19 protein-coding genes and 1 tRNA gene are annotated in these 24,319 nt (G+C 67.4%); 12 read left to right on the forward strand and 8 right to left on the reverse strand.

Translation table 11 applies throughout. From position 1 onward, the window contains the following. Positions 1 to 9 precede the first annotated feature (9 nt). Positions 10 to 1,317 (forward strand): bifunctional folylpolyglutamate synthase/dihydrofolate synthase, encoded by a 1,308-nt coding sequence (locus IE113_RS13435; protein ID WP_189542347.1) that lies wholly within the window; start codon positions 10 to 12, stop codon positions 1,315 to 1,317. Here IE113_RS13435 and IE113_RS13440 read toward each other — a convergent pair. Then, positions 1,295 to 2,653: an AmpG family muropeptide MFS transporter gene (locus IE113_RS13440; RefSeq protein ID WP_189542348.1), complete on the reverse strand. Its 1,359-nt coding sequence runs from the start codon at positions 2,651 to 2,653 to the stop codon at positions 1,295 to 1,297. The two genes, IE113_RS13435 and IE113_RS13440, sit on opposite strands and share 23 nt — an antisense overlap. Positions 2,654 to 2,736: 83 nt before the next feature. Between IE113_RS13440 and IE113_RS13445 the strand changes: the two genes are divergently transcribed. Genes IE113_RS13445 through rsmD form a run of 3 tightly spaced genes read left to right on the forward strand, consistent with a single transcriptional unit; the run spans position 2,737 to position 5,742 of the window. Then, a complete protein-coding gene (locus IE113_RS13445) occupies positions 2,737 to 3,909 on the forward strand; it encodes an aromatic ring-hydroxylating oxygenase subunit alpha (RefSeq protein WP_189542349.1) in 1,173 nt (390 codons plus the stop codon). Between the two features lie 31 nt (positions 3,910 to 3,940). Then, positions 3,941 to 5,188, forward strand: coding sequence for a pseudouridine synthase (locus IE113_RS13450; RefSeq protein WP_189542351.1), 1,248 nt, complete (start codon positions 3,941 to 3,943; stop codon positions 5,186 to 5,188). Beyond that, positions 5,185 to 5,742: a 16S rRNA (guanine(966)-N(2))-methyltransferase RsmD gene (rsmD, locus tag IE113_RS13455; protein ID WP_189542353.1), complete on the forward strand. Its 558-nt coding sequence runs from the start codon at positions 5,185 to 5,187 to the stop codon at positions 5,740 to 5,742. Before IE113_RS13450 ends, rsmD begins: the two co-directional genes overlap by 4 nt. Here rsmD and IE113_RS13460 read toward each other — a convergent pair. Then, positions 5,705 to 6,970: an MFS transporter gene (locus IE113_RS13460; RefSeq protein ID WP_189542355.1), complete on the reverse strand. Its 1,266-nt coding sequence runs from the start codon at positions 6,968 to 6,970 to the stop codon at positions 5,705 to 5,707. The two genes, rsmD and IE113_RS13460, sit on opposite strands and share 38 nt — an antisense overlap. 83 nt (positions 6,971 to 7,053) lie before the next feature. Between IE113_RS13460 and IE113_RS13465 the strand changes: the two genes are divergently transcribed. Next, positions 7,054 to 9,342 (forward strand): ATP-dependent helicase, encoded by a 2,289-nt coding sequence (locus IE113_RS13465; protein WP_229822451.1) that lies wholly within the window; start codon positions 7,054 to 7,056, stop codon positions 9,340 to 9,342. Positions 9,343 to 9,370: 28 nt separating this feature from the next. Here IE113_RS13465 and IE113_RS13470 read toward each other — a convergent pair whose 3' ends face one another. Further along, the gene (locus IE113_RS13470; RefSeq protein WP_189542358.1) at positions 9,371 to 10,798 is read right to left on the reverse strand and encodes a DEAD/DEAH box helicase; all 1,428 of its coding nucleotides are present in this window, start codon (positions 10,796 to 10,798) and stop codon (positions 9,371 to 9,373) included. A 146-nt stretch (positions 10,799 to 10,944) separates the two neighbouring features. Then, the gene (locus IE113_RS13475) at positions 10,945 to 11,523 is read right to left on the reverse strand and encodes a hypothetical protein (RefSeq protein WP_189542360.1); all 579 of its coding nucleotides are present in this window, start codon (positions 11,521 to 11,523) and stop codon (positions 10,945 to 10,947) included. A gap of 107 nt (positions 11,524 to 11,630) precedes the next feature. On the opposite strand from IE113_RS13475, the gene IE113_RS13480 reads away from it, so the two are divergent. Continuing rightward, positions 11,631 to 13,094 carry an FAD-binding oxidoreductase gene (locus IE113_RS13480; protein ID WP_189542362.1) on the forward strand — a complete coding sequence of 488 codons (1,464 nt, stop codon included), beginning with the start codon at positions 11,631 to 11,633 and terminating at the stop codon, positions 13,092 to 13,094. 76 nt (positions 13,095 to 13,170) lie between these two features. Further along, on the forward strand, positions 13,171 to 13,953 hold the full coding sequence (locus IE113_RS13485; RefSeq protein WP_189542364.1) for a SapC family protein: 783 nt from the start codon (positions 13,171 to 13,173) through the stop codon (positions 13,951 to 13,953). 211 nt (positions 13,954 to 14,164) lie between these two features. On the opposite strand, the gene IE113_RS13490 is transcribed toward IE113_RS13485, so the two are convergent. After that, complete coding sequence (locus IE113_RS13490; protein WP_189542366.1) at positions 14,165 to 15,139, reverse strand: N-formylglutamate amidohydrolase; 975 nt, start codon at positions 15,137 to 15,139, stop codon at positions 14,165 to 14,167. Positions 15,140 to 15,286: 147 nt separating this feature from the next. Here IE113_RS13490 and cpdR point away from each other — a divergent pair, with 147 nt between their 5' ends. Continuing rightward, positions 15,287 to 15,661, forward strand: a complete 375-nt coding sequence (gene cpdR / locus IE113_RS13495; protein WP_189542368.1) for a cell cycle two-component system response regulator CpdR — start codon at positions 15,287 to 15,289, stop codon at positions 15,659 to 15,661. Between the two features lie 78 nt (positions 15,662 to 15,739). After that, positions 15,740 to 15,814: transfer RNA gene (locus IE113_RS13500), tRNA-Val, on the forward strand. A gap of 129 nt (positions 15,815 to 15,943) precedes the next feature. Here the strand turns inward: IE113_RS13500 and IE113_RS13505 are convergent. Next, positions 15,944 to 16,711 (reverse strand): crotonase/enoyl-CoA hydratase family protein, encoded by a 768-nt coding sequence (locus IE113_RS13505; RefSeq protein WP_189542370.1) that lies wholly within the window; start codon positions 16,709 to 16,711, stop codon positions 15,944 to 15,946. A 157-nt stretch (positions 16,712 to 16,868) separates the two neighbouring features. On the opposite strand from IE113_RS13505, the gene IE113_RS13510 reads away from it, so the two are divergent. Together IE113_RS13510 and IE113_RS13515 are read left to right on the forward strand one after the other, a co-directional pair. Beyond that, complete coding sequence (locus tag IE113_RS13510; protein WP_189542372.1) at positions 16,869 to 18,083, forward strand: NADP-dependent isocitrate dehydrogenase; 1,215 nt, start codon at positions 16,869 to 16,871, stop codon at positions 18,081 to 18,083. Positions 18,084 to 18,188: 105 nt separating this feature from the next. Continuing rightward, positions 18,189 to 19,970: a cation:proton antiporter domain-containing protein gene (locus IE113_RS13515; RefSeq protein ID WP_189542374.1), complete on the forward strand. Its 1,782-nt coding sequence runs from the start codon at positions 18,189 to 18,191 to the stop codon at positions 19,968 to 19,970. A 3-nt stretch (positions 19,971 to 19,973) separates the two neighbouring features. Here IE113_RS13515 and alaS read toward each other — a convergent pair whose 3' ends face one another. Together alaS and IE113_RS13525 are read right to left on the reverse strand one after the other, a co-directional pair. Beyond that, entirely contained in the window at positions 19,974 to 22,622 is a 2,649-nt protein-coding gene (gene alaS, locus IE113_RS13520; RefSeq protein WP_189542376.1) for an alanine--tRNA ligase, read from the reverse strand. Between the two features lie 97 nt (positions 22,623 to 22,719). Continuing rightward, on the reverse strand, positions 22,720 to 23,538 hold the full coding sequence (locus IE113_RS13525) for a class I SAM-dependent methyltransferase (RefSeq protein ID WP_189542378.1): 819 nt from the start codon (positions 23,536 to 23,538) through the stop codon (positions 22,720 to 22,722). A 124-nt stretch (positions 23,539 to 23,662) separates the two neighbouring features. On the opposite strand from IE113_RS13525, the gene IE113_RS13530 reads away from it, so the two are divergent. After that, positions 23,663 to 24,310, forward strand: a complete 648-nt coding sequence (locus IE113_RS13530; RefSeq protein ID WP_229822459.1) for an OB-fold-containig protein — start codon at positions 23,663 to 23,665, stop codon at positions 24,308 to 24,310. The last annotated feature ends 9 nt before the right edge of the window (positions 24,311 to 24,319 follow it).

Here is a 24,319-nt window from a genome sequence, read left to right on the forward strand (position 1 = left end):
AGCAGCGCGATGCGCGACTTCGCCATCTCGGAAAATCCGCGCGTCCAGGCGCAGTTGGACCGGCTGGGCGCGCTAAGCCTGCCGCAAGGGCGGATCGGGCTGGAGGTGATCCACGCCCTGCTGGATCGGCTTGGCAATCCGCAGGCCGCATTGCCCCCTGTGTTTCATGTCGCGGGCACCAACGGCAAGGGCAGCACCTGCGCCTATCTGCGCGCCATGCTGGAGGCACAGGGGCTGACGGTCCATGCCGCGACCAAGCCGCATCTGGTGCGCTATAACGAGCGGCTGCGGATTGCCGGCAAGCTGGTCGATGACGAGCTGCTGGCCGACCTGCTGCAAGAAGTGCTCGATCTGGGCGCAGACCTTGCCCCCAGCTTCTTCGAAGTGACCACGGCGGCCACCTTTCTGGCGTTCCACCGCGTGCCCGCCGATGTCTGCGTGATCGAGGTCGGTCTGGGCGGGCGGTTCGATGCGACCAACGTGCTGGACGGGCAAGCCGCCTGCGGAATCGCCACGCTGGGGATCGACCACGAAGCCTTCCTGCTCGCCCCGGAAGAGGGTGTCCCCACCGTTCCGCTCTGCCGGATCGCGTTCGAGAAGGCCGGGATCGCCCGCCCCGGCGTGCCGCTGGTGACGCAGGCCTATCCGGCAGACGTCACCCGCACCGTGATCGAACACGCGATGCGGGTCGGCGCGAAGACGGCATTGCGCGATCTCGACTGGTTCGCCGAGGTGGGCGATACGATCCGCTACCGCGACCGGCAGGGTGAACTGACCCTGCCCCTGCCCACCCTCGCCGGCACGCATCAGGCCGACAACGCTGCGCTGGCCGTCGCCATGCTGCGCCACCAGTCACAAGTGACGGTATCGCCAGAGGCCATGGCCGCGGGCATCCGCGCCGCGCGCTGGCCCGCGCGGCTGCAACTGCTGGGCGAAGGGCCGCTGACCGCGCTGGCGCCGGGCCGCAAGGTCTGGCTGGACGGCGGGCATAACGTCGACGCTGGCCTTGCCATCGCCCGCCACTTTGCCGGGACCGCGCCGTTCCACCTCATTACGGGGATGCTCTCCAGCAAGGACCCGGCCGCCATCGTCGCGCCCTTGCGCGGCAAGCTGCTCAGCCTGTCGGTTGTCCCCGCGCCGGGGCATGAAGCCCACGCGCCGAAAGACTTCGCCGCGCATTCGGACCTGCCGGTGCGGCCCTTTGCCGATGTGTCAGCCGCCCTCGCCGCGCTGCCGCCCGAGGGCGATGTGCTGATTGCCGGGTCGCTTTACCTTGCGGGCGAAGTCCTGCGGCTCAATGCCGAGTTTCCCGATTAGGCTCCTCGTCCCCGGCTGTTCCCATCGCCGCGTCGATCAACCCGCTGCGGCTCATCCACCAGAACAACACGATCCCCGGCACCGCCAGCAGCGTGGTGAGCAGGTAGAAATTGACGTAGCCCATCCCCTCGATCAGCGCGCCCGCCGTGGTGCCGGTCACGAACCGGCCAACCACGCTGGTCCCCGCCGAGATCAGCGCATATTGCGCGGCGGTAAAGCGCAAGTCGCACAGCGCCGAGAAGTAGGCCACCAGCACTACCCCGCCATAGCCGCTCGCCAGGTTCTCGAACCCGATCGCCGCGGCCATGCCCAGGTTGGAATGGCCCGCCCCGGCCAGCAGCGCGAAGCTGAAGTTGGAAATGCCCATCAGCACCAGCGCGATCAGGACCGAGCGTTTCAGGCCCAGCTTTTCATAGATGATCCCGCCAATGAACACCCCGATCAGCAGCGCCCAGAAGCCCACGCCAACATCGTAGATCGCGATTTCGTCGTTGGAGAAGCCCAGGTCGTCGAACAGCAGGCGGAAGGTCAGGTTGGCCAGCGTGTCACCGATCTTGTGGACGAGGATGAACAGCAGCACGAGCAGCGCACCCTGGCGCTGGAAGAATTCCGCGAACGGCCCGGTGATCGAGCGGAACGCTTCGCCCAGCCCCTTGCGCGCCACCGGATCCCGGTGCCGCGCCGGTTCGCCCAGCACCAGCGCCACGCCCATCGCCGGCAAGGCAAAGGCGGCGCAGGCGAGATAGCCGATGTCCCAGCCGTAGCGCGCCGACACCACCAGCGCGAGCGCACCCGCGCCCGCCGAGCCGATGCGCCAGCCATATTGCGACATGCCCGACCCCGTGCCGAGCTGGTGGGGCTTCAGCGTTTCGATCCGGTAGGCGTCGATCACGATATCGAACGTCGCGCCCGCCATGCCGACCAGAATCGCGCAGGTCGCGGTCCAGGCAATGTCCGCCTTGGGATCGACCAGCGCCAGATTGGCGACCGCCGCCATGACCAGCACCCCGGCCACCAGCATCCACGACACCCGCTGACCCAGCCGCCACAACAGCGGCAGGCGCACGCCGTCCACTACCCAGGCCCACAGGAATTTCAGGTTATAGACCAGGAACGCCAGAGTGAAGGCCGTGACGGTCTTCTTGTCGATCCCGTCCTGCGCCAGTCGAGTCGTCAGCGTCGCGCCGATCATCGCGAAAGGAAAGCCGGACGAGACGCCCAGCAACAACGCGGCGACCGCTTCCTTTTCCAGATAGGGCCGCAGCGCCGCAACGCGCCGACCAAAAATCACGATACCTGCCGCTACGGCAAGCAGGATCAGAAGTGTCGTCGACATGAAGCGCCCCATCAATTCGCTGATTTTGCGCGAACCTAGCGCCGAAACGCGGTATGCCTAGCCCCCTAAAGAGGAAAGTCCCCATGGAGAGGATAACCACAGTTCCCGGCGGGTCGCCCACCCCCGGCCAGCTGGCACTGGCCCGCGCCATTGCCGATGGATGCACCCGCAGCGAGGCGCGCATGACCCGCGTCCCCGCCAGCGTCTATACCGACCCCGCGCACTGGCAGCGCGAACAGGCATTGCTGTTTGGCCGCCTGCCGCAAGTGCTGGCACCTTCGGCCCTGCTGCCGGGGCCGAATACGGTCGTCCCGCACGATGCCACCGGGCGCCCCCTGCTGCTGACGCGCGATGGTGACGGGCAGGTTCACGTGTTGCTTAACGTCTGCCGCCACCGCGGCACCCGGCTGGTCGAAGGGCAGGACGCCGTTTGCGCCAAACGGATGACCTGCCCCTATCACGCGTGGACCTATGCCACCGATGGGCGGCTGCTCGCGCTGCCGCGCCCGGATACTTTTCCGGGGCTGGACAAGGCCGACTATGGCCTGGCCGAACTGCCCAGCGTCGAAGCGGGCGGGCTGATCTGGTTTGCCCCGGTCCCCGGCGCGGACTTCAGCGACGCCATTACCCTCGGCGAGGATTTCGACCGGTTCGCGATGGCCGACCTCCACCTGTTCGCGCGCCGCACGCACGATGTCGCGTCGAACTGGAAGCTGATCATGGATGCGTTCCTCGAAAGCTACCACGTCGCCCGGCTCCATGCGGCCACGATCGGCCCGTTCTTCAAGGATGGGGTGACCAGCGGCGACCAGATCGGTCCGCACCAGCGCAGCCTGGTCGGCCGCGCGGCGGAACTGGACGGGCTGGACCTGACCGACATGGCCGTGCTGCGCCGTACCGGCACGTTCGCCTATCAGCTGTTCCCCGGCACGGTGCTGGTGATCAGCCCGGACTACATCAACGTGATGACGCTGATGCCGCAGGGGCATGACCGCACGCTGGTGGAGGATTTCATGCTGATCCCCGAAGCCCCGCAGACCGACAAGGCGCGCGACCACTGGCAACGCAGCTGGCAACTGCTCGACGGCGGGGTGTTCGGCAGCGAGGACTTCCGCGCCGCCGCGCTGGGCCAGCAGGGCCTGGCAACCGGCGCGGTGCCGGAACTGACGCTCGGCACGCTGGAAGGCGGCATTCGCCGGTTCCATGAAATCTGTCTCGAACAGCTGGCGCTGGGCGAGCAGGCGGCGAAGGGGTGACGAAAGCCTGCGCCTCGCGTATGGGGCGCAGATGAACTCCCCCACTCCCGAAAAGTCCGGCGACCGGATCGCCAAGCTGCTCGCCCGTGCCGGTATCGCCTCGCGCCGCGAGATCGAGCGGATGATCGAGGAAGGCCGGATCCGGCTGAACGACGAACTCGTCACCACCCCCGCCACGATCCTGACCAGCCTGAAAGGCGTGACGGTGGACGGCAAGCCGGTGAAAGCGCCCGAACCCACCCGCCTGTTCCTGTTCCACAAGCCCGATGGCCTCATCACGGCAGAGCGCGATCCCACGGGGCGTCCCACGATCTATACCGCGCTGCGCAACGCGCTGCCGCCGGGCACGCCGCGGCTGATGCCGGTCGGGCGGCTGGACCTTAACACCGAGGGCCTGCTGCTGCTGACCAACGACGGTGAATTCAAGCGCCAGCTGGAACTGCCCAGCAGCGGCATCCCGCGCAAGTATCGCGCCCGCACTTATGGCGACGTGACCCAGAACCAGCTGGAAGAACTGATCGAGGGCGTGACCATCGACGGGATGCATTACGGCAAGATCGACGCCAACATGGAACGCCGCACCGGGCGCAACCAGTGGATCGAAGTGACCCTGACCGAAGGCAAGAACCGCGAAGTGCGGCGCGTACTGGAACACCTGGGGCTGGAAGTCAGCCGCCTGCTGCGCGTGTCCTATGGTCCGTTCGAGCTGCTTGACCTGCCGCGCGGGCAGGCGATCGAGATCCGCCAGGTCGATCTGGAAAAGTTCCGCAAGTCGCTCAAGACCGCCCCGCGCGAAAGCAACCCCAACCCGCACACCACCCCGGCCAGGCCGAAGTCGACCTGGGTCAAGGGCGGAACGGTGCGTGATGCCGCGCCCCAAGGCCGCCGCAGCGCCCGTCCGGTGCGTGACGATGCCCGCCCGGTCCGGTCCGAAGGTCGCCCCGCGCGCTCGGACGAGCGCCCCGCCCGTGGCAGCGCCCGTCCCCCGCGCACTGACGGCCGCGCGGCGCTGGGCGATGAGATGCCCCCGTGGGCCCGGCCTGCTGGTGGCGACAAGCGGCCAGATGGTAGAAGCAATGCCCGCACCGATGCCCGCAGCAATGAGCGCGCCGCCCGCCCGGAAAACCGCACCCCGCGCCGCGAAACCCGCGCCGACTGGGTCGACGCCCGTCCGCCGCGCGGCGATGGCAAACCCGTCCGTTCCGGTGCGCGCAAGCCGGATGGTCGCCCCGGTGGCAAGCCGACCGGCCGCCCCACGCGTCCGGGCCCGCGCAAATGAGGATCATTGCCGGGCAATGGCGCGGGCGCAAGTTGAACGCACCGCAGGGCGAAACCACCCGCCCCACATCGGATCGCACCCGCGAAACGCTGTTCTCGATGCTGCAAAGCCGGCTCGGCAGCTTTGACGGGCTGGCCGTGGCGGACCTGTTCGCCGGTTCGGGCGCGCTGGGGCTGGAAGCCCTGTCGCGCGGCGCGGCCAGCTGCATCTTCGTGGAGCAGGACGCCCCCGCGATCCGCGCACTGCGCGCCAACATCGCCAACCTTCACGCGCAGGCCAGCAGCGATGTGCGGGCGAGTTCCGTGCTGACGCTCGGCCCGGCCAAGGCGCCGCTCGACCTGATCCTGCTCGATCCGCCTTATGGCACCGGCGCGGGCGCAGTGGCGCTCGACAAGTTGCAGCGGCTCGGCTGGATCGGCGATGCGACCTGGATCAGCCTCGAAACCGCCCATACCGAAGACGCCAAGGTGCGCGGGCTGGAGGTTGAGGCCGAACGCAAGGTCGGCAAGGCGAAGATCACCTTGCTGCGGAAAGCACCGGCCGCGCCAGAATAACCCCGGCAAGGGTCAGCACCCCGGCGGCCGAGAGCAGCCACCCGGCCTGCGCGCTCTGCCCGCCCGCCGCCAGCAGTTGCGCGATGATCGGGGTCAGCGCGCCGCCGATGATCCCGCCGCCGTTGAACGCGATCGAAATCCCGCTGTAACGCACCCGCACCGGGAACAGCGTCGGTAGCCATGCGCCCAGCGGGCCATAGGCGAAGCCCATGATGAACAGCGCCGCCGCCAGCGTGGCGAACACCGTCCAGAGCGACCCGGCGGCCAGGCCGGGGCCGAACACGAACCCCAGCAGCACCGTTGCCGCCGCCCCCAGCCCCAGCGAGAGCCGGGCGGATCGCTTGTCGGCCAGCACCGCCGCCGCGATGATCCCGAACGCCAGGAAGAAGTTCGCCGCCAGCTGGACCGACAGGAACGTTTCGCGGCTATGGCCCAGCGGCCCGGTGCCCTGCGCCAGCGCATAGGCCGTGGCGAGGTAGAAGATCGCAAAGCAGGCGACCACGCCCGCCGTCCCGGCCAGCAGCGCGCCGAGGTGATGGCGCATTTCCCACAGCGGCACGGCGGGCGGCGGCGCGTGCTCCAGCGCTTCGCGGAACGCGGGCGTCTCGCCGATTTTCAGCCGCACCCACAGCCCGATCCCGACCAGCGCCGCACTCGCCAGAAACGGAATGCGCCAGCCCCACGCGGCAAAGTCCGCCTCGCTGAGGCCCAGCCCCAGCAGCAGAAACAGGCCATTGGCAGCCAGAAAGCCGACCGGCGCGCCCAGCTGCGGCGCGGAGCCGAACCGGGCTTCCCAGCCCTTGGGCGCGTTTTCCACCGCCAGCAGCGCCGCCCCGCCCCATTCGCCGCCAAGGCCAAACCCTTGCCCGAACCGCAGCACACACAGTAGCGCCGGGGCGATCCACCCCGCCATGGCGTACGTCGGCAGGAAGGCGATGAGCAGTGTCGATGCGCCCATCAGCAGCAGCGACGCCACCAGCGTCGACTTGCGCCCGATCCGGTCCCCGAAATGCCCGAACGCGATCGCCCCCACGGGCCGCGCGATGAAGGCGATGCCAAAGCTCATGAAGGCAAACAGCGTCTGCGCCGCCGCCGATTCCGCCGGGAAGAACAGCGGCCCGAACACCAGCGCGGCGGCGGTCGCGTAGATGTAGAAGTCATAGAATTCGACCGCTGTGCCGACGAGGCTGGCGGTCAGAACGCGCGAATGCTGGCGGATCGGATGCATGGCCACGATGCCTTGCGGCTGGCGCGCGGCCTGTCAATCCCGCGCACTTGCGCCGCGCGGCGATGTTCCCTAGTTGTTCGCGCGTGTCACAGTTCCCCGAATCCAATCCCGACCCGCTGCTAGACGGCCTGAACGATCCGCAGCGCGAAGCCGTGCTCACCACCGAAGGGCCGGTGCTGATGCTGGCGGGCGCGGGCACGGGCAAGACCGCAGCGCTCACCGCGCGGCTGGCGCAGATCGTGCGGACCCGGCGGGCCTGGCCCAGCGAGATCCTATGCGTCACCTTCACCAACAAGGCCGCGCGCGAAATGCGCGAACGCGTCGGCCACCTGGTCGGCCCGGCGGTGGAAGGGATGCCCTGGCTCGGCACGTTCCACTCCATCGCCGCCAAGCTGCTGCGCCGCCATGCCGAACTGGTCGGGCTGCAATCGAACTTCACGATCATCGATACCGACGATCAGCTGCGCCTGCTGAAACAGCTGATTCAGGCCGAGGGGCTGGACGAAAAGCGCTGGCCCGCGCGCCAGCTGGCCGGCTGCATCGATCGCTGGAAGAACAAGGGGCTGAACCCCGGCGATCTCGATGCACTGGAGAACGAGGCCTATGCCAACGGCAAGGGGCAGCGGTTCTACCAGCTTTATCAGGACCGGCTGAAGGCGCTCAACGCCTGCGATTTCGGCGATCTGCTGCTGCACATGCTCAACATTCTGCGCACCCACCGCGACGTGCTGGAGCAGTATCAGCGCCGCTTCAAATACGTGATGGTGGACGAATACCAGGACACCAATCAGGTCCAGTACCTGTGGCTGCGATTGCTGGCGCAGGGCCACAAGAACATCTGCGTGGTGGGCGACGACGACCAGTCGATCTATTCATGGCGCGGCGCAGAAGTGGCTAATATCCTGCGGTTCGAAAAGGATTTTCCCGGCGCGAAAGTGATCCGGCTGGAACAGAACTACCGCTCCACCCCGCACATCCTGGCGGCCGCGTCCGGGCTGATCGATGCCAACAGCGAACGGCTGGGCAAGACGCTGTGGACGGCGCTCAACGGTGGCGACAAGGTCCGCGTGATCGGCGTGTGGGACGGCCCGGAGGAAGCCCGCCGGGTCGGTGACGAGATCGAGCGGCTGGAGCGCGAGGGTGCCCCGCTCAGCCAGATCGCGATCCTCGTGCGCGCGCAGTTCCAGACGCGCGAGATCGAAGACCGGTTCATCGCCATCGGCATGGCCTACAAGATCATCGGCGGCTTCCGCTTCTATGAGCGCGCCGAAATCCGCGATGCGCTGGCCTATCTGCGGCTGGTTGCGCAGCCGAGCGACGACCTGGCGTTCGAACGGATCTACAACACCCCCAAGCGCGGACTGGGCGACAAGACGCTGGAGAAGATCCACCGCCACGCCCGCGCGCGCGGCGTGCCGCTGAGCCTTGCGGCGGTGGAAATCACCGATACCGATGAGCTGCCGGCCCGCGCGCGCAACACGCTGCTGGCGCTGATGCGCGATGTGGCGCGCTGGCGCGATCTGGCCAAGGTCACCGCGCCCGCCGAACTGGTCCGCACCCTGCTGGACGAAAGCGGCTACACCGCCGCACTGCAGGCCGAAAAAACCGCCGAAAGCGCCGGCCGGCTGGAAAACCTGACCGAACTCGCCCGCGCGATGGAAGAATACGAAACGCTGGGCGACTTCCTCGAACACGTCAGCCTGGTGATGGACAACGACAAGGCCGACGATGCCGACAAGGTCACCATCATGACCATCCACGCCGCCAAGGGGCTGGAATTCGACAACGTGTTCCTGGTCGGCTGGGAAGAAGGCGTGTTCCCCTCGCAGCGCGCACTCGACGAAGGCGGCCTTGCCAGCCTGGAGGAGGAGCGCCGCCTCGCCTATGTCGCGATCACCCGCGCGCGGCGGCGCTGCACGATCCTGCACGCGGCCAACCGGCGGATCTATGGCCAGTGGACCAGCTCGATCCCCAGCCGGTTCATCGCCGAAATGCCCGAAGACCATGTGGAGCAGGAAACCACCCTGTCCGGCGGAGCATCGCTGTGGCGGGCGCAATGGTCGGAAAACAGCGATCCCTTCGCCCATGTCGCGCGCGATGCCGCCGCGCGCGGATCGCACCGCGGCCCCGGCTGGCAGCGCGCCTCGACGCGCGAGTTCGACCCGGTCCCACGCCGCCTGCCCGAACCCGGCCGCAGCGCCGCCAGCTTCGCCGCCAAACCCCGCCGCGACGTAAGCCTCGGCGCGCGGGTATTCCACGACAAGTTCGGCTACGGCACGGTCGCCGCGCAGGAAGGCAACAAGCTGGAGATCGACTTCGAAACTGCGGGGCGCAAGCGCGTGATCGACAGCTTCGTCAAGCTGGCGGAGTAAGCTTCCTCCCTGACGCGGGGAGGAAGTTTTACAGAGCCGAGACGTTCAGGAAGCCGGGAACCGGGCCGTTCCATTCGCCCGGAGCGCTGGGCGGTTCGTTGTCATAACGGCGGTCGCGGCGCGGCGCGCGGTCTTCGCGCGGCGGCTGGGCTGCGCGTTCCCGGTGCGGCCCCCGTTCCTCGCGCGGCGCGCGCTCTTCACGGGCGGGCCGTTCTTCGCGCACCGGCCGTTCCTCCGCGGCTTCGCGCGCCTTGCGGGGCGCTCGTTCGCGGCGGGGGCGTTCTTCGCGGGGTTCGGCATCGGCCCGCTCGGCGCGGGGCGCGCGTTCCGCCTTGGCTTCGGCGGCCATTTCATAGACCGGAATCTTCATGCCGGTCAGCTTTTCGACATTGTCGATCGCTTCGGCATCGGCATCCGACACGAAGGTGAAGGCCCGGCCCGTCGCACCTGCGCGGCCCGTGCGGCCGATGCGGTGGACATAGTCATCCGGGTGCCAGGGCGTGTCGAAGTTGAACACGTGGCTCACCCCCTTCACGTCCAGCCCGCGCGCGGCGACGTCGGACGCGACGAGGATGTTGATCGACCCGTCCTTGAACCGGTCCAGCTCGGCAATGCGCGAGGACTGGTCCATGTCGCCGTGGATTTCCCCGGCGGCAAAGCCGTGCTGCTTCAGGCTTTTCGCCAGTTCGCGCACCGTGGTCTTGCGATTGCAGAACACGATCGCGGTGGAGACGTTGTCGGTCCGCAGCAGGTGGCGCAGCAACTCGCGCTTCTTGCGGACTTCAACCTTCACCTTGTGCTGGGCGATGTTGGTGTTGGCCGTGGCCGGACGGGCCACTTCGATCGACTTGGGGTTGGTCAGGAACTTGTCCGCCAGCTTCTTGATCGGCGGCGGCATCGTGGCCGAAAACAGCAGCGTCTGGCGCTGGGCCGGCAGCTTGGAACAGATCGTCTCGATATCCGGGATGAAGCCCATGTCGAGCATCCGGTCCGCTTCGTCGATCACCAGCAGGTCGCAGCCGGTCAGCAGGATCTTGCCGCGCTCGAACAGGTCCATCAGGCGGCCCGGCGTGGCGATCAGCACGTCGACGCCTTCATTCAGCGCCTTGACCTGATCGCCCATCTGCACGCCGCCGATCAGCAGCGCCATCTTCAGGTCGTGGTTCTTGCCATAGGCTTCGAAGTTTTCGGCGACCTGCGCGGCGAGTTCGCGGGTGGGCTCCAGGATCAGGCTGCGCGGCATCATCGCGCGGCGGCGGCCGTGGGCTAGGATGTCGATCATCGGCAGCACGAAGCTGGCGGTCTTGCCCGTCCCCGTCTGGGCGATGGCGACCAGATCGCGCATCATGAGGACCTGGGGAATGGCCTGCGCCTGGATCGGCGTCGGCGTGTCATATCCCTTGGCGGAAACCGCCTGCACCAATTCATCAGAAAGGCCGAGATCGGCAAATGTCATAAGCGTACTACAATATCCGGAAAAATCAGGGGCGCAGGCCGTTTGGCCGTGCGCTCCGCAGCAAGGACATGAAGCCGCTTGCGCGAATGTCCGGCCCTAGGCGCAAAGGGCCGTGAAAGTCAAGAAATCCGGCGCGCCGCCAGATTTCAGTCGTCAACCTCGACGATCTGGCGAAACCCGCTGACCTTGCAGTTGGAGCCGCTGCGCGAGAGCAGTTCATCGCGCCCGGTGCACAGCATTCCGTCGGCGTTCTTGGCGACGAGGAAGCCGGAGTAGTAGTCCCGCCCCTGGCAGGCCTTGTCTAGCGTGGCGCTGACCACCCGGCCATCGCGCAGCATCAGCATCAGCTTGTTGCGCGGACCGGCCTGCACACCGGCGATCCCGTTGAGCGCAAGGCACTTGCCCATCTTGCGCTCGATAAAGCGCGGCTCGCCGCGCCGGCCGCCGTCCAGATCGGCCAGCGCCGAGGGCATCATCGGCAGCGGCGCGGCGCGCGGACTGATGCGGATGGTGACGCGCTGCTCGATCCGCACCTGCTGCGCGCTGCGCGGGCGGAAACTTTCGGCGATTTCGGACAAGGTTTCGGGCATGGCCGTTTCGGGGCGCGAAACCGGGCCAGAGATGCCGGCCAGTTCAGCCGCCGGTTCAACCGGGACGTCCGGCTCCGCCGCCACGCCTGGCAGCAGGAGCGCTAGCGGCGCCAGAAGGTACACGGCTGGTTGCATCGACCCCGGTTCTATAAGCCCGATCCTTGAACCACCGCTTAACCCGCGGCCGGGCCGAACCGCAAGGGGCTGGCGAAAAACAGGGCCTTTGTGCCATAGCCCGCGCCATGGAAACCGCTGCCGACCTGTCACTTGCCCCATTCCTGGCGGAAGCCACCGCCCTGCTTGGTCCGCGCGGCCTGACCCGCGATGCCGACCTGGTCACGCCCTGGCTGACCGACTGGCGCGGGCGCTTTACCGGCACGGCCCTCGCGCTCGCCTCGCCCGCCAGCACGGCGGAAGTTGCGGCGCTGGTCAGGCTGTGCGCCGCGCATGGCGTGCCGATCGTGCCGCAGGGCGGAAACAGCGGGATGTCCGGCGGGGCCACGCCCGACGCCAGCGGGCGCGCGATCCTGCTCTCGACGCGGCGGATGAACGCGATTCCCAAGCTGGATAGCGCCGCGCGGCAAGTGACCTGCGAAGCCGGCGTGGTGCTGCAAACCCTGCACGAGGCGGCCGAGGCACAAGGGCTGCGCTTTCCCCTGACGCTGGGTGGCAAGGGCTCCGCCACGGTCGGCGGGCTGATTTCCACCAACGCGGGCGGCACCCAGGTGCTGCGCCACGGATCGATGCGCGCGCTGGTGCTGGGGCTGGAAGCGGTGCTGCCGGATGGCACGGTGTGGTCCTCGCTCACCCCGCTCAAGAAGGACAACCGGGGGTTCGACCTCAAGCAGCTGTTCATCGGCAGCGAAGGCACGCTGGGAATCGTCACCGCCGCCACGCTGAAGCTGGTCCCGGAAGTGGCTGACCGGGTGGTGATCTGGGCGGGCGTGCCGACCATCCACGCCGCCCGCGCGCTGCTCTTGCATTGTGAGAACGCAGCCGGCGACGCGCTGGAAGGGTTCGAGGTACTGCCCCAGTCCTGCCTGGAAGCCGTGCTGGATCACGTCCCCGGCACGCGCGCGCCATTGGCTGAACCCCACGCCTGGCACGCGCTGATCGAGGTCGTGGCCGACGCAGCCGGCGCCGACAGCCTGCGCGACCGCGCCGAGGCAATGATCGCCGCCGCGTTCGAGGCCGGCCTGATCAGCGATGCGGTCCTCTCCGCCAGCGAGGCGCAGGCCGAGGCATTCTGGCTGATCCGCGAATCGATTGCCCCGGCCGAACGCGCCAAGGGCCCGGCGATGCAGCACGACATCTCGGTCCCGGTGGAACGGATGCCGGACTTTCTGGACGCGGCCGTTCCGGCGGTCGAAACGGCGTTCCCCGGCACCCACGCGGTCGGGTTCGGGCATCTTGGCGATGGCAACATCCACTTCCACTGCATCGCCCCGGCCGGCGCGGTGCGCGGAGAATGGGAAGCCGGCACCGGCAAGGCGATCAGCCGCATGGTCCACGACATGGTCACCCGGTGGCACGGTTCGATCAGCGCCGAGCACGGCATCGGCCAGCTCAAGCACGACGAGCTGGAGCGGCTGGGCGACCCCGCCGCGCTGGCGCTGCAACGCGCGGTCAAGGGCGCGCTCGATCCGCTGGGGATCATGAATCCCGGCAAGCTGGTCAGCCTTGCGCCAATTTCCGCCAAGCCCTAAAGGCAGCGGCTTGTGCCGGGCCGCGGAGCATAACCGTCGTCCCAGAATTTAGTGCCAGAACCTGGAGAGACGACCAATGGCCAGCGCGCCGCAAGCAGCCAACCTTCCGCTGTTCTACAAGGACCTGATGCCGCTCAACAGCCGCGATCACGCGACCTGGAAGAGCCGCACGACCGACAATGCAACCTGGATGGTCGGCCAGCACGCCGTGCCGCTGACGGTGGAGGAATTCGTCCACGCCAGCCGTTTCTTCCCGATCGTGTTTTCGGCCAGCGAACAGCCGGTGCCGCTGGCGCTGATGGGCCTGAACGAAGGCGTGAACACCTTCGTCGACGATACCGGCAAGATGCTCCAGCCGATCTACATCCCGGCCTATGCCCGCCGCTATCCGTTCATGCTGGCCAAGCTGACCCCGGAAACCGAAGACCTGTCGCTGTGCTTCGACCCCACCACCGATCTGGTCGGTGAATTCGACGAAGGCCAGGCCCTGTTCGAGAACGGCGAGCCGACCGACGCGTGCAAGGCGACGCTCGACTTCTGCAGGAACTTCGAGGAAGCCGGTTTCCGCACCCAGTCCTTCGTGGACGAAGTGACCAAGCTGGGCCTGCTGATGGACGGCGAAGTGTCGATCCAGCAGGCTGGCTTCGAACAGCCGTTCATCTATCGCGGGTTCAAGATGATCGACCAGGAAAAGCTGCGCGACCTGCGCGGTGACCAGCTGCGCACCATGAACCAGAGCGGGATGCTCGCCCTGATCTTCGCGCACCTGTTCTCGCTCGATCACATGAGCGAAGTGTTCGCGCGCCAGATCCAGCAGGGCAAGGGCCCGATTTCGCCGGACCAGCTGCCCGCCGCCTGAGCGGAAAGTCGTCAGCGAAGTTAACAAGTTATTCGTATGCATAACGGCGGGGGTTGCCATGCCTCCGCCGTAAGCATATCTTCTCAAGGTCTCGCCGGGCTGCCCTCATGGTCCGGTTGGGCATGGTGCACTTTGTGCACCTCCTCCCTGAACCTTGGCCACCTCGTGCAATCGCACGAGGTGGTTTTTTATGGCCCGGATGGTTCCGGCGCTATTGCGCCGCGTCGGCCCAGCGGCTTCGGCTGTCGAGTTGGCCGATTTCGGCCACTTCACCGGCCAGCCGGCGCACCAGCCCGGTCAGCAGGTGGACCATCGCGGCAAAGCCCTTCCCCGGCTCCACCAGCCGCGAATCGAGGTAGCTCGACCGGTCGATTTCCAGCTGGAAGGCGTGGATGCCCTCGCGCGGGCGGGCGTGACGTTCCAGCACGTATCCCCCCGCATAGGGCCGGTTGTGCGCCACCCCGCGCCGCATCTCGCTGAAATAGCCAAAACAGCTGCCCATCAAGGCCCCGTGGCAACTTGCGCCGAACCGGTCGCCCAGCACGAATTCCGGCGCGGGCACCCCGCCCTGGAACCCCAGCGGCGGCATCGAATGCAGATCCAGCAACAAGGCCGCGCCCCACCGGTCGCGCAAGTCCGCCAGCGCCCGTTCCAGTGCGCCGTGATAGGGATCGTGGATTCCCCCGATCCGCGCGGCCAGATCGGCCTCGTCGTGGCGGCGCTTCCACAACTCGCCAAAGCCGGGCAACCGGCGCGGGATCAGGCCCAGGCCACTGCGCGCGCGCAGCCCCGGCGTATAGCTGCCGACGCTGTCCGGCTTGCCGCGCGCGAACATGTCCCAGTCGATATCGGCGATCGCGCGGTTGAGATCGATCATCGCGCGCGGCGCGTGGGCGATCAGCAGCGCCGCGCCGGTCTGCGCCGCAACCCGCTCCGCCAGCCGGTCGACATAGCGGTCCTCCAGCTTGAGTGCGGCAAAGCCGGGATTGCGCATCCTCTCCAGCAGGCTGCCGGGATAGGCCCGGCCCGCATGGGGCACGGCAATCAGGATCGGCACGGCGGACGGGCGCGGCGCGGTCAGCGTAAAGGCCGGGGTGCCATGCCCGCCGGGAATGGAGCCGCCCTCGATTCGCAGCGAACCGGCAGTTTCGGGCGAATCGCCCGGCGGCACATTCGGATCATCCATGCCCCAAGGCTGGCCCGGGAACGCCGCTGTGTCAAAGCAGGGCAGTCTCTTATTCGTGCAGGAATATTAACTGCGTTCGTTGTACAAACCTTCCCCGGTCATAAGCTAACACTGCTCGTCGCCAACGAATCGACCAAAGGTCCAAGAATGATCCGCATCCTCCTTGCCGAAGACGAAGAAGCCATGCGCACCTATCTGGCGCGCGCGCTGGAAAACGCGGGCTATTCGGTCGTCGCGGTGGATCGCGGCACGGCGGCGGTGCCGCTGCTGGAGGCCGAGGATTTCGACCTGCTGCTCTCGGACATCGTCATGCCGGAAATGGACGGGATCGAACTGGCCCAGGTCTGCGCGGAAATCAGCCCCAAGACCAAGGTGATGTTCATCACCGGGTTCGCGGCGGTAACCTTGAAAGCCAGCCGCGAAGCGCCGCAGGCCAAGGTGCTGTCCAAGCCGTTCCACCTGAAGGACCTGGTGCTGGAAGTTGAGCGCGTGTTCGGCCACCAGCAGCAAGCCTTAATCTAGCTCTTGCCAAGCCGGGGGAGCCTCGCTAATGGCGCTCCCCTGCCCGGCGGTAACGCGGCGGGCGACACGAATGGTGCCGGGCGTATAGCTCAGTGGTAGAGCACTATGTTGACATCGTAGGGGTCGCAAGTTCAATCCTTGCTACGCCCACCATTCGAAGGAAGGGCCCCGGATTTCCGGGGCCTTTTCTGTTTCAGGCCACCCGTTCGGCCGCACCTGTCCCACACGAAAAAGGCCCCGGAAGCACCGGGGCCTTTTCCTGTTCGGCCATGGTGATCGGGCTTATTTGCCCTGCCAGTTCGGCTTGCGCTTTTCGGCAAAGGCGGCAGCGCCTTCGCGGGCATCCTCGCTGACAAACACGGGGTTCACGATCGCGCCCTGCTTGGTCCACATCTCGGCCTCGGTCCATTCGTGCGACTGGCGAATCACCGCCTTCGAGGCGATCAGCGCCAGCGGGCCGTTGGCGGCGACGGCGCGGGCCAGTTCCTTCGCGCCTTCGATGGCCGGGCCTTCGACGATCCGGTTGATGAAGCCCAGCTCATAGGCGCGATTCGCGTCGATGAAGTCACCGGTCAGCGCCAGTTCCATCGCGATGCGCGGCGGGATCTGGCGGGGCAGCTTGATCAGGCCGCCCGCCGCAGCGGCGAGGCCGCGCTTCGCTTCGGGGATACCGAACTTGGCGCCCGCATTGGCGACGATCAGGTCGCAGCTCAGCGCCAGTTCCATGCCGCCGGCCAGCGCGTAGCCGTCGATCGCGGCGATCACCGGCTTCGACGGGGTCCATTCCGTCAGCCCGCCGAAGCCGCGCCCTTCGATGCTGGGGCGTTCGCCGCGCAGGAACCCCTTGAGATCCATGCCCGAACAGAACGTGCCGCCCGCGCCGGTCAGGATCGCGCAGCGCAAATCGTTGTCGGCTTCCAGCCGGTCCATCGCCGCGCTGATGCCTTCGGCCTGGGCCTTGTTCATCGCGTTCTTCGCTTCGGGGCGGTTCATCGTGACGATCAGGACGCCGTCTTCGACCTGCGTCAGGACTTCGGGGGTTTCGCTCATGGATCGGGTCCTCTCTCTCGGAAGGTTTAATCGGTCGGTTAAAGACCTAGGACGCAACCGGCATATGTGTCCAGCGCGAACTTGCGCAACTTATCGCCTCTGCTAAGGGGGCTTCGCGAAATCTCCCCCAGGAACTCAGGCGAAAGACGAAAACGCGATGGCCAAGATCAAGGTGAAGAACCCCGTCGTCGAAATGGACGGCGATGAAATGACCCGCATCATCTGGCAGTGGATCCGCGAGCGGTTGATCCTGCCCTACCTCGACATCGATCTGAAGTATTACGACCTCTCCGTTGAAAAGCGTGACGAGACGAACGACCAGATCACCGTCGACGCGGCGAACGCGACCAAGGAATACGGCGTGGCGGTGAAGTGCGCCACGATCACCCCCGACGAAGCCCGCGTCGAGGAATTCAGCCTCAAGAAGATGTGGAAGTCGCCCAACGGCACCATCCGCAACATCCTGGGCGGCGTGGTGTTCCGCGAACCCATCGTGATCCAGAACGTCCCCCGGCTGATCCCCGGCTGGACCGACCCGATCGTCGTCGGCCGCCATGCCTTTGGCGACCAGTACCGCGCGACCGACACGCTGATCCCCGGCCCCGGCACACTGCGCCTGGTGTTCGATGGCGACAACGGCGAATCGATCGACCTCGAAGTGTTCAAGTTCCCCAGCGCGGGCGTCGCGATGGCGATGTACAACCTGGACGATTCGATCCGCGACTTTGCCCGCGCCAGCTTCAACTATGGCCTGAACCTCGGCTGGCCGGTGTACCTGTCGACCAAGAACACGATCCTCAAGGCCTATGACGGCCGCTTCAAGGACCTGTTCGCCGAAGTCTACGAAACCGAAGGCTTCAAGGAAAAGTTCGCCGCCGCCGGCATCGTCTACGAACACCGCCTGATCGACGACATGGTCGCCTCGGCGCTCAAGTGGTCGGGCAAGTTCGTGTGGGCGTGCAAGAACTATGACGGCGACGTGCAGTCCGACCAGGTTGCGCAGGGCTTTGGCAGCCTTGGCCTGATGACCTCGGTGCTGATGACGCCGGACGGCAAGACCGTGGAAGCCGAAGCCGCCCACGGCACCGTCACCCGCCACTATCGCCAGCACCAGCAGGGCAAGGCGACCAGCACCAACCCGATCGCGTCGATCTTCGCGTGGACCGGCGGCCTGCGCTATCGCGGCAAGTTCGACGACACCCCGGAAGTGGTGAAGTTCGCCGAGACGCTGGAACGCGTCTGCATCGAAACCGTCGAAAGCGGCAAGATGACCAAGGACCTTGCGATCCTGATCGGGCCGGACCAGCCGTGGCTGACCACCGAAGGCTTCTTCGAAGCCATCGTGGAGAACCTCGAAGCCGCCATGGCCTGACAGGTTACAGACTGACGCACGAAAGGGCGGTCCCGCGCGGCGGGGCCGCCCTTTTCGTATGCAGCACGCGTGACAAGCGCGCGTCCCCACCCTAGGCATGGGGGAATGGCAGGCGCGCTCGAATTCTCCCCCTCCTCTCCCCTCGGCGATGCGCTGGTGATCCTGGGGGCGGCGGGCATCGTGATCCCGCTGTTCGCACGGCTGCGCATTTCGCCGATCATCGGGTTCATCATGGTCGGGCTGCTGGTCGGCCCCTATGGCCTCGGGCGGCTGGTGTTCGATCACCCGTGGCTGCAATACGTCACGATTTCCGATCCTGAACGGCTGAAGCCCTTTGCCGAGTTCGGGATCATCCTGCTGCTGTTCGAAATCGGGCTGGAGCTGTCGTTCAACCGCCTTTGGGCGCTGCGCCGGCAGGTGTTTGGCGGCGGGGCGCTGGAGCTGTTGCTGGCGGGGTCGCTGATCGCCTTTGCCCTGACGCTGATGGGCCAGCCGCTGACCGGCGCGCTGGCGCTGGGGCTGGCGCTGGCGATGTCCTCCACCGCGCTGGTCCTGCCGATCACCGGCACCAGTTCCCCCGTCGGCAAGGCGGCGCTCTCGACCCTGTTGTTCGAGGACATCGCGCTGGTCCCGATCATCTTCCTGCTGGGCGCGCTGGCGCCGCATGCCGCCGATGCGGCCAGCGACGGGGTGATCCAGACGCTGCTCTATGGCGGGCTGACCATCGTCGCGCTGATGGGCTTTGGCCGGTTCCTGCTGCCCCGCCTGTTCGCCCAGGCCGCACGCACGAAAAGCCCGGAACTGTTCCTTGCCGCCAGCCTGCTGGTGGTGATCGTCGCCTCGCTGGCGACCGGCGCGGTCGGCCTCTCGCCGATCATGGGCGCGCTGCTGGCGGGCCTGCTGATCGCGGAGACCGAATACCACGGCGAGGTCGAGGCCTTTACCCGTCCGTTCAAGGGGCTGGCGCTCGGCATTTTCCTGCTGACCGTGGGGATGAGCATCGACCTGCGCGTGGTCGCGGAAAACCTCACCGCGATCCTGCTCGCCACGCTGGGCGTCATGGTGGTGAAGGCGCTGGTCACCGCGATGGCCCTGCGCGCGCTCGGCCTACGCGCGGGCACCGCGACCGAGGCGGGAATCCTGCTCGCCAGTCCGTCCGAAACCACCCTGATCGTGCTGACCGCCGCCACCAGCGCCGCGCTGATCCAGCCGGAAACCGCGCAGTTCTGGCAGATCGTCACCGCGCTGGGGCTGACGGTGACGCCGCTCCTCGCCTGGCTGGGCCGCCGGGTCGGGCGCGAGGTCGATCATGGCGCGCAGATGCGCAAGGTCGATGACGATAACGGCACGGCGCGGGCCATCATCATCGGCTGCGGGCGTGTCGGGCGGCTGGTGGCCGATATGCTGGAAACCCACGGCAAGCCCTATCTGGCGATCGATTCCGATACCGATCAGGTCCGCATGGCCCAGCAGAACGGCCTCAATGCCCACTTTGCCGATGCCGCCCGCACCGGCACGCTGACCCGGCTGGGGGCGGAGCACGCCACTGCGGTGATCCTGACGATGGATGAACCGGTCGGCGCGCAGCAGATCGTGCGCAAGCTGCGCGGGCTATACCCGGACCTGCCGATCATCGCCCGCGCCCGCGATGTCAGCCACGCGGCGGAACTCTATCGCGCCGGGGCCAGCCACGCCGTGCCGGAAACGCTCGAATCCTCGCTGCAACTGTCGGAAGCGGTGCTGGTCGATCTGGGCGTGCCGATGGGCCCGGTGATCGCCAGCATCCACGAAAAGCGTGACGAATTCCGCGCCCGCCTGATGAAGGAGGGCGAACTGGACGAAATGCCGCAGCTCAAGAGCTCGACCCTGCGCGACCGGGCCAGTTAAGCGTTATCCCGCCAGCACGGCCTTTGCTGCCGCGATCGCATCCGCCGCCTTGGTGCCGTCCGGACCGCCGCCCTGCGCCATGTCGGCGCGGCCGCCGCCGCCCTTGCCGCCCAGCGCCTCGACGCCCGCGCGAACCAGATCGACCGCGCTGACCTTTGCAGTCAGGTCGTCCGTCACCGCTGCCGCGATGCTGGCCTTGCCATCGTTGACCGCCACGATCACCGCCACGCCCGAACCCAGCCGCTGCTTGGCCTGATCGAGCAGCCCGCGCAGTTCCTTGGCGTCCAGCCCGTCGATCACCTGGCCGGAGAATTTCACCCCGCCCACGTCCTCGTCCGCCGTTTCGGCCTTGGCCCCGCCGCTGCCGCCCAGCGCCAGCGCCTTCTTCGCCTCGGCCAGTTCGCGTTCCAGCTTCTTGCGCTCGTCCAGCAGCGCCGCGACGCGGGTTTCCACGTCGTCCGGCGTCGTGCGCAGCAGACTGGCCGCGCCCTTCAGCGCGTCCTCGCGCGCGACGAGCCACTGGCGCGCGCCCTCACCGGTCAGCGCCTCGATCCGGCGCACGCCCGAAGACACCGCGCTTTCCGACACGATCCGCATCAGGCCAATGTCGCCCAGCGCGCGCACGTGGGTGCCGCCGCACAGTTCGACCGAGTAGGCCTTGTCAGACACGCGGCCCATGCTCAGCACGCGCACTTCATCGCCATACTTTTCACCGAACAGCGCCATCGCGCCCGCTTCGATTGCATCGTCCGGGCTCATCAGCCGGGTCACGACCGGATCGTTGGCGCGGATTTCCGCGTTCACTTCGGCCTCGATCGCGGCAATGTCCTCAGCGGTCAGCGCCGTCGGGTGCGAAAAGTCGAACCGCAGGCGGTCCGCCGCGACCAGCGAGCCCTTCTGCGTCACGTGCGCACCCAGCCGGCCCCGCAGCGCGGCGTGCAGCAGGTGCGTGGCCGAGTGGTTGGCGCGGATCGCGTCGCGGCGGGCGACGTCGATATCCAGCTTCACCACGTCGCCGACCTTGATGGCTCCCGCCTGCACCGTGCCATTGTGGGCGTGCAGCCGGCCGAGCGGCTTCGCCGTGTCGCTGACCGCGATGGTCAGGCCGTCCGCGCCGGAAATGGTCCCGGCATCGCCGGTCTGGCCGCCGCTTTCGCCATAGAACGGGGTCTGGTTGGTGATGACCGTCACCGCATCGCCCGCAGCGGCCGACTGCACTTCGGCCCCGTCCTTCACCAGCGCGACGACTTGCGCCTCGCCCGTGGTGGCGGTGTAGCCGGTGAACTCGGTCGCGCCGACGCGTTCGGCGATGTCGAACCACACTTCGCTGTCCGCGGCCTGTCCGCTGCCCTTCCACGCGGCGCGGGCGGCGGCCTTTTGCTGGGCCATGGCGGCGTCGAAACCGGCCTTGTCCACGCCGATGCCGCGCGCGCGCAGTGCGTCCTCGGTCAGGTCATAGGGGAAACCGTAGGTGTCATAGAGCCGGAACGCGGTTTCGCCCGGCAGGTTGTCGCCCTCGCCCAGTTCGCCGGTCGCTTCGTCCAGCAGCTTGAGGCCATTGGCCAGCGTGCGGCGGAACTGCACTTCCTCGCGCTCCAGCGTTTCCTGGATCAGCGGCTGGGCGCGGCCCAGCTCGGGATAGGCAGCGCCCATTTCCGCGACCAGCGCGGGAACCAGCCGGTGCATCAGCGGCTGCTTCGCGCCCAGCAGGTGCGCGTGGCGCATCGCCCGGCGCATGATCCGGCGCAGCACATAGCCGCGCCCTTCGTTCGACGGCAGCACGCCGTCCGCCAGCAGGAAGCTGGTGGAACGCAAGTGGTCCGCGATCACGCGGTGGCTGGCGCGGCTCTCGCCCTCGGCGCGCACGCCGGTCAGGCTTTCGGAGGCGGCGATCAGCGCCTTGAACGTGTCGGTATCATAGTTGTCATGCTCACCCTGGAGCACGGCAGCGATGCGTTCCAGACCCATGCCGGTATCGATGCTGGGCTTGGGCAGGTTGCCGGTGATTTCCCCGGCGGTCTGCTCGAACTGCATGAACACCAGGTTCCAGATCTCGATGAAGCGGTCGCCGTCTTCCTCCGCCGATCCCGGCGGGCCGCCCCAGATGTGGTCGCCGTGATCGAAGAAGATTTCGCTGCACGGACCGCACGGGCCATCATCGCCCATCGCCCAGAAGTTGTCCTTGGTGGCGATGCGGATGATCCGGTCTTCCGGGAGGCCGGCGATCTTCTTCCACAGCTGTGCCGCTTCATCGTCGGTGTGATAGACGGTGGCGAGCAGCTTGTCCTTGGGCAGGCCCCATTCGCGGGTCAGCAGGGTCCAGGCGTGGGTGATCGCCTGTTCCTTGAAGTAATCGCCAAAGCTGAAGTTCCCCAGCATTTCGAAGAACGTGTGGTGCCGCGCGGTGTAGCCGACGTTGTCGAGGTCGTTGTGCTTGCCCCCGGCGCGCACGCACTTCTGCGAGGAGGTCGCGCGCGGCGTGGCGCGGGTTTCCAGGCCGGTGAACACGTTCTTGAACGGCACCATCCCGGCGTTGGTGAACATCAGCGTCGGGTCGTTATAGGGAACCAGCGGCGCGGACTGCACCACTTCGTGCCCGTTCGAGCCAAAGTATTCGAGGAAGGAGCGGCGGATTTCGTTCGTCGAAGTCATAGCGCACCGCCACTAAGGCAGCCGCGCCGCACCGGCAAGCGCGAAGGCGCGATTTCGGTAATCGGAGGTTCAGGTTAAACGCCTGCCCCGCCCCGGTTCAATCGTGGCAGGCGGTCACGATCCATGCCGCGGCGCCGAACGCGATCAGGTTGCCGCTGCGATGCCCTTCCAGCCATTCGGCCAGCCGCGCCTCGGCCGCATCGCGCGCCGCACCGTCAAGCGCGCGCAGGGCCGGCGCGGCGGGGCCGATCCGGCGGAAGAACGCCAGCGCATCGGCCACCGGATCATCCCCCACGCCCGCGACATAGGCAAAGTCCACCGGCTCGAACGCGATGCCCTGCCACCCGGCGGCGGAAAGAATATCCTCCACGTGCTGCGGATCGGCAAAGGCGAACGGCCCAGGCGCGGTCGATCCCCCGGCTGGCGGCAGTTCCAGCACTCTGGCCATGCCCGCCGCCCACGGATTTTCCGACGCGTTGCGGAAACAGCTGAACACCAGTTCGGCGTCGGCACTGGCGCTATCGTGCAGATTGCCAAAGGCGGCGACCGGATCGTCGAAGAACATCACCCCGTGGCGCGATACCAGCAGATCGGGCGCAAACCCCGGCTCCCGCCAGGTCGCGGCATCGGCCAGCACAAATTCGGCATTGCCCAGCTGCGCCCCGCGGCGGCGCGCGGCATCGATCAGGTCGCTCGACACGTCGACACCCACCACCCGCGCGCCCGGCCGGTTGCGGGCAATCGCCAGCGCCAGTTCACCCGCCCCGCAGCCGATATCCAGCACGGCATCGCCCACCCGTTCGGTCACGCGCTGCAGCAGCCGCTCGGTCAGCCCCGCAAACGAGCGGTCGGTCAACTGGTAGTTGTCCGCCCAGGTGCGCCCCACTTGCGCCTGCCAATCGGTGATGTTCGTCATGGCCGGCAGGCTATGCCCCGCTGCGCCGCTTGGCAAGCAATGCTCTGGCCCACCGCAAGACCATCCGGCCAAATACCTAATTCGCTTGCGTTTTGCACCGGGGCTGACAGGATTTGCGTTTGAATTGAAGGGGACCAAGGTGGGCGATCTGCTCGCACCGGAAAATACGCCGTTTGCCGTCGCGCTGGCGCTGCTGGGCCTGCTGGCGCTGGTCCAGCTGGTCGGGCTGGGCCACTTGCTGGGGCATGGCGACGTGGATGCAGGCGGCGACGCGCCCGATGGTCACGCCGACGTGGGCGGCGGGCTGGCCAGCCTGCTGGGCATCGGCCGGGTGCCGCTGATCGTGTGGCTATCGTGCCTGCTGGCCTGTTTCGCCTTGCTGGGGCTGTCGCTGCAAGGCCTGGTTGCGGGGATCTTCGGTGCCCCGTTCGGGGCTGCCCCGGCAACCGGCGCGGCGCTGCTGGCCGCCCTGCCCGCCAACAGCGCGGTCACCCGCCTACTGGGGCTGGTCTGGCCGCATGATGAAACCACCGCCGTGCCGGTCGATGCGCTGGTCGGACGGCGCGGCACGATCGCGGTCGGCACGGCCGCGCGCGGCAATCCGGCCCGCGCCGTGGTGCATGACCTGCACGGACAACAGCACAACGTCATGGTCGAACCGCACCACGACGGCGAGACGCTGGCCGAAGGCACCCAGGTGCTGCTGGTGCGGCGCGAGGGCGAAATCTTTTACGCGCTGGACGGGCAAGGCCCGATCCGGCTCGACCCATAGGGAGTTGGA

This window comes from Novosphingobium arvoryzae (assembly GCF_014652615.1).
Taxonomy (GTDB): domain Bacteria; phylum Pseudomonadota; class Alphaproteobacteria; order Sphingomonadales; family Sphingomonadaceae; genus Novosphingobium; species Novosphingobium arvoryzae.

What these genes read in the sequence shown, in the direction of transcription:
- IE113_RS13435 (WP_189542347.1), top strand. Translation starts at nt 10, where the DNA reads ATGCGCGACTTCGCCATCTCGGAAAATCCGCGCGTCCAGGCGCAGTTG.
- IE113_RS13505 (WP_189542370.1), bottom strand. Translation starts at nt 16,711, where the DNA reads ATGAGCGAAACCCCCGAAGTCCTGACGCAGGTCGAAGACGGCGTCCTG.
- rsmD (WP_189542353.1), top strand. Translation starts at nt 5,185, where the DNA reads ATGAGGATCATTGCCGGGCAATGGCGCGGGCGCAAGTTGAACGCACCG.
- IE113_RS13490 (WP_189542366.1), bottom strand. Translation starts at nt 15,139, where the DNA reads ATGGATGATCCGAATGTGCCGCCGGGCGATTCGCCCGAAACTGCCGGT.
- IE113_RS13440 (WP_189542348.1), bottom strand. Translation starts at nt 2,653, where the DNA reads ATGTCGACGACACTTCTGATCCTGCTTGCCGTAGCGGCAGGTATCGTG.
- IE113_RS13510 (WP_189542372.1), top strand. Translation starts at nt 16,869, where the DNA reads ATGGCCAAGATCAAGGTGAAGAACCCCGTCGTCGAAATGGACGGCGAT.
- IE113_RS13470 (WP_189542358.1), bottom strand. Translation starts at nt 10,798, where the DNA reads ATGACATTTGCCGATCTCGGCCTTTCTGATGAATTGGTGCAGGCGGTT.
- IE113_RS13485 (WP_189542364.1), top strand. Translation starts at nt 13,171, where the DNA reads ATGGCCAGCGCGCCGCAAGCAGCCAACCTTCCGCTGTTCTACAAGGAC.
- IE113_RS13480 (WP_189542362.1), top strand. Translation starts at nt 11,631, where the DNA reads ATGGAAACCGCTGCCGACCTGTCACTTGCCCCATTCCTGGCGGAAGCC.
- IE113_RS13460 (WP_189542355.1), bottom strand. Translation starts at nt 6,970, where the DNA reads ATGCATCCGATCCGCCAGCATTCGCGCGTTCTGACCGCCAGCCTCGTC.
- IE113_RS13475 (WP_189542360.1), bottom strand. Translation starts at nt 11,523, where the DNA reads ATGCAACCAGCCGTGTACCTTCTGGCGCCGCTAGCGCTCCTGCTGCCA.
- IE113_RS13515 (WP_189542374.1), top strand. Translation starts at nt 18,189, where the DNA reads ATGGCAGGCGCGCTCGAATTCTCCCCCTCCTCTCCCCTCGGCGATGCG.
- IE113_RS13450 (WP_189542351.1), top strand. Translation starts at nt 3,941, where the DNA reads ATGAACTCCCCCACTCCCGAAAAGTCCGGCGACCGGATCGCCAAGCTG.
- IE113_RS13525 (WP_189542378.1), bottom strand. Translation starts at nt 23,538, where the DNA reads ATGACGAACATCACCGATTGGCAGGCGCAAGTGGGGCGCACCTGGGCG.
- cpdR (WP_189542368.1), top strand. Translation starts at nt 15,287, where the DNA reads ATGATCCGCATCCTCCTTGCCGAAGACGAAGAAGCCATGCGCACCTAT.
- IE113_RS13445 (WP_189542349.1), top strand. Translation starts at nt 2,737, where the DNA reads ATGGAGAGGATAACCACAGTTCCCGGCGGGTCGCCCACCCCCGGCCAG.
- alaS (WP_189542376.1), bottom strand. Translation starts at nt 22,622, where the DNA reads ATGACTTCGACGAACGAAATCCGCCGCTCCTTCCTCGAATACTTTGGC.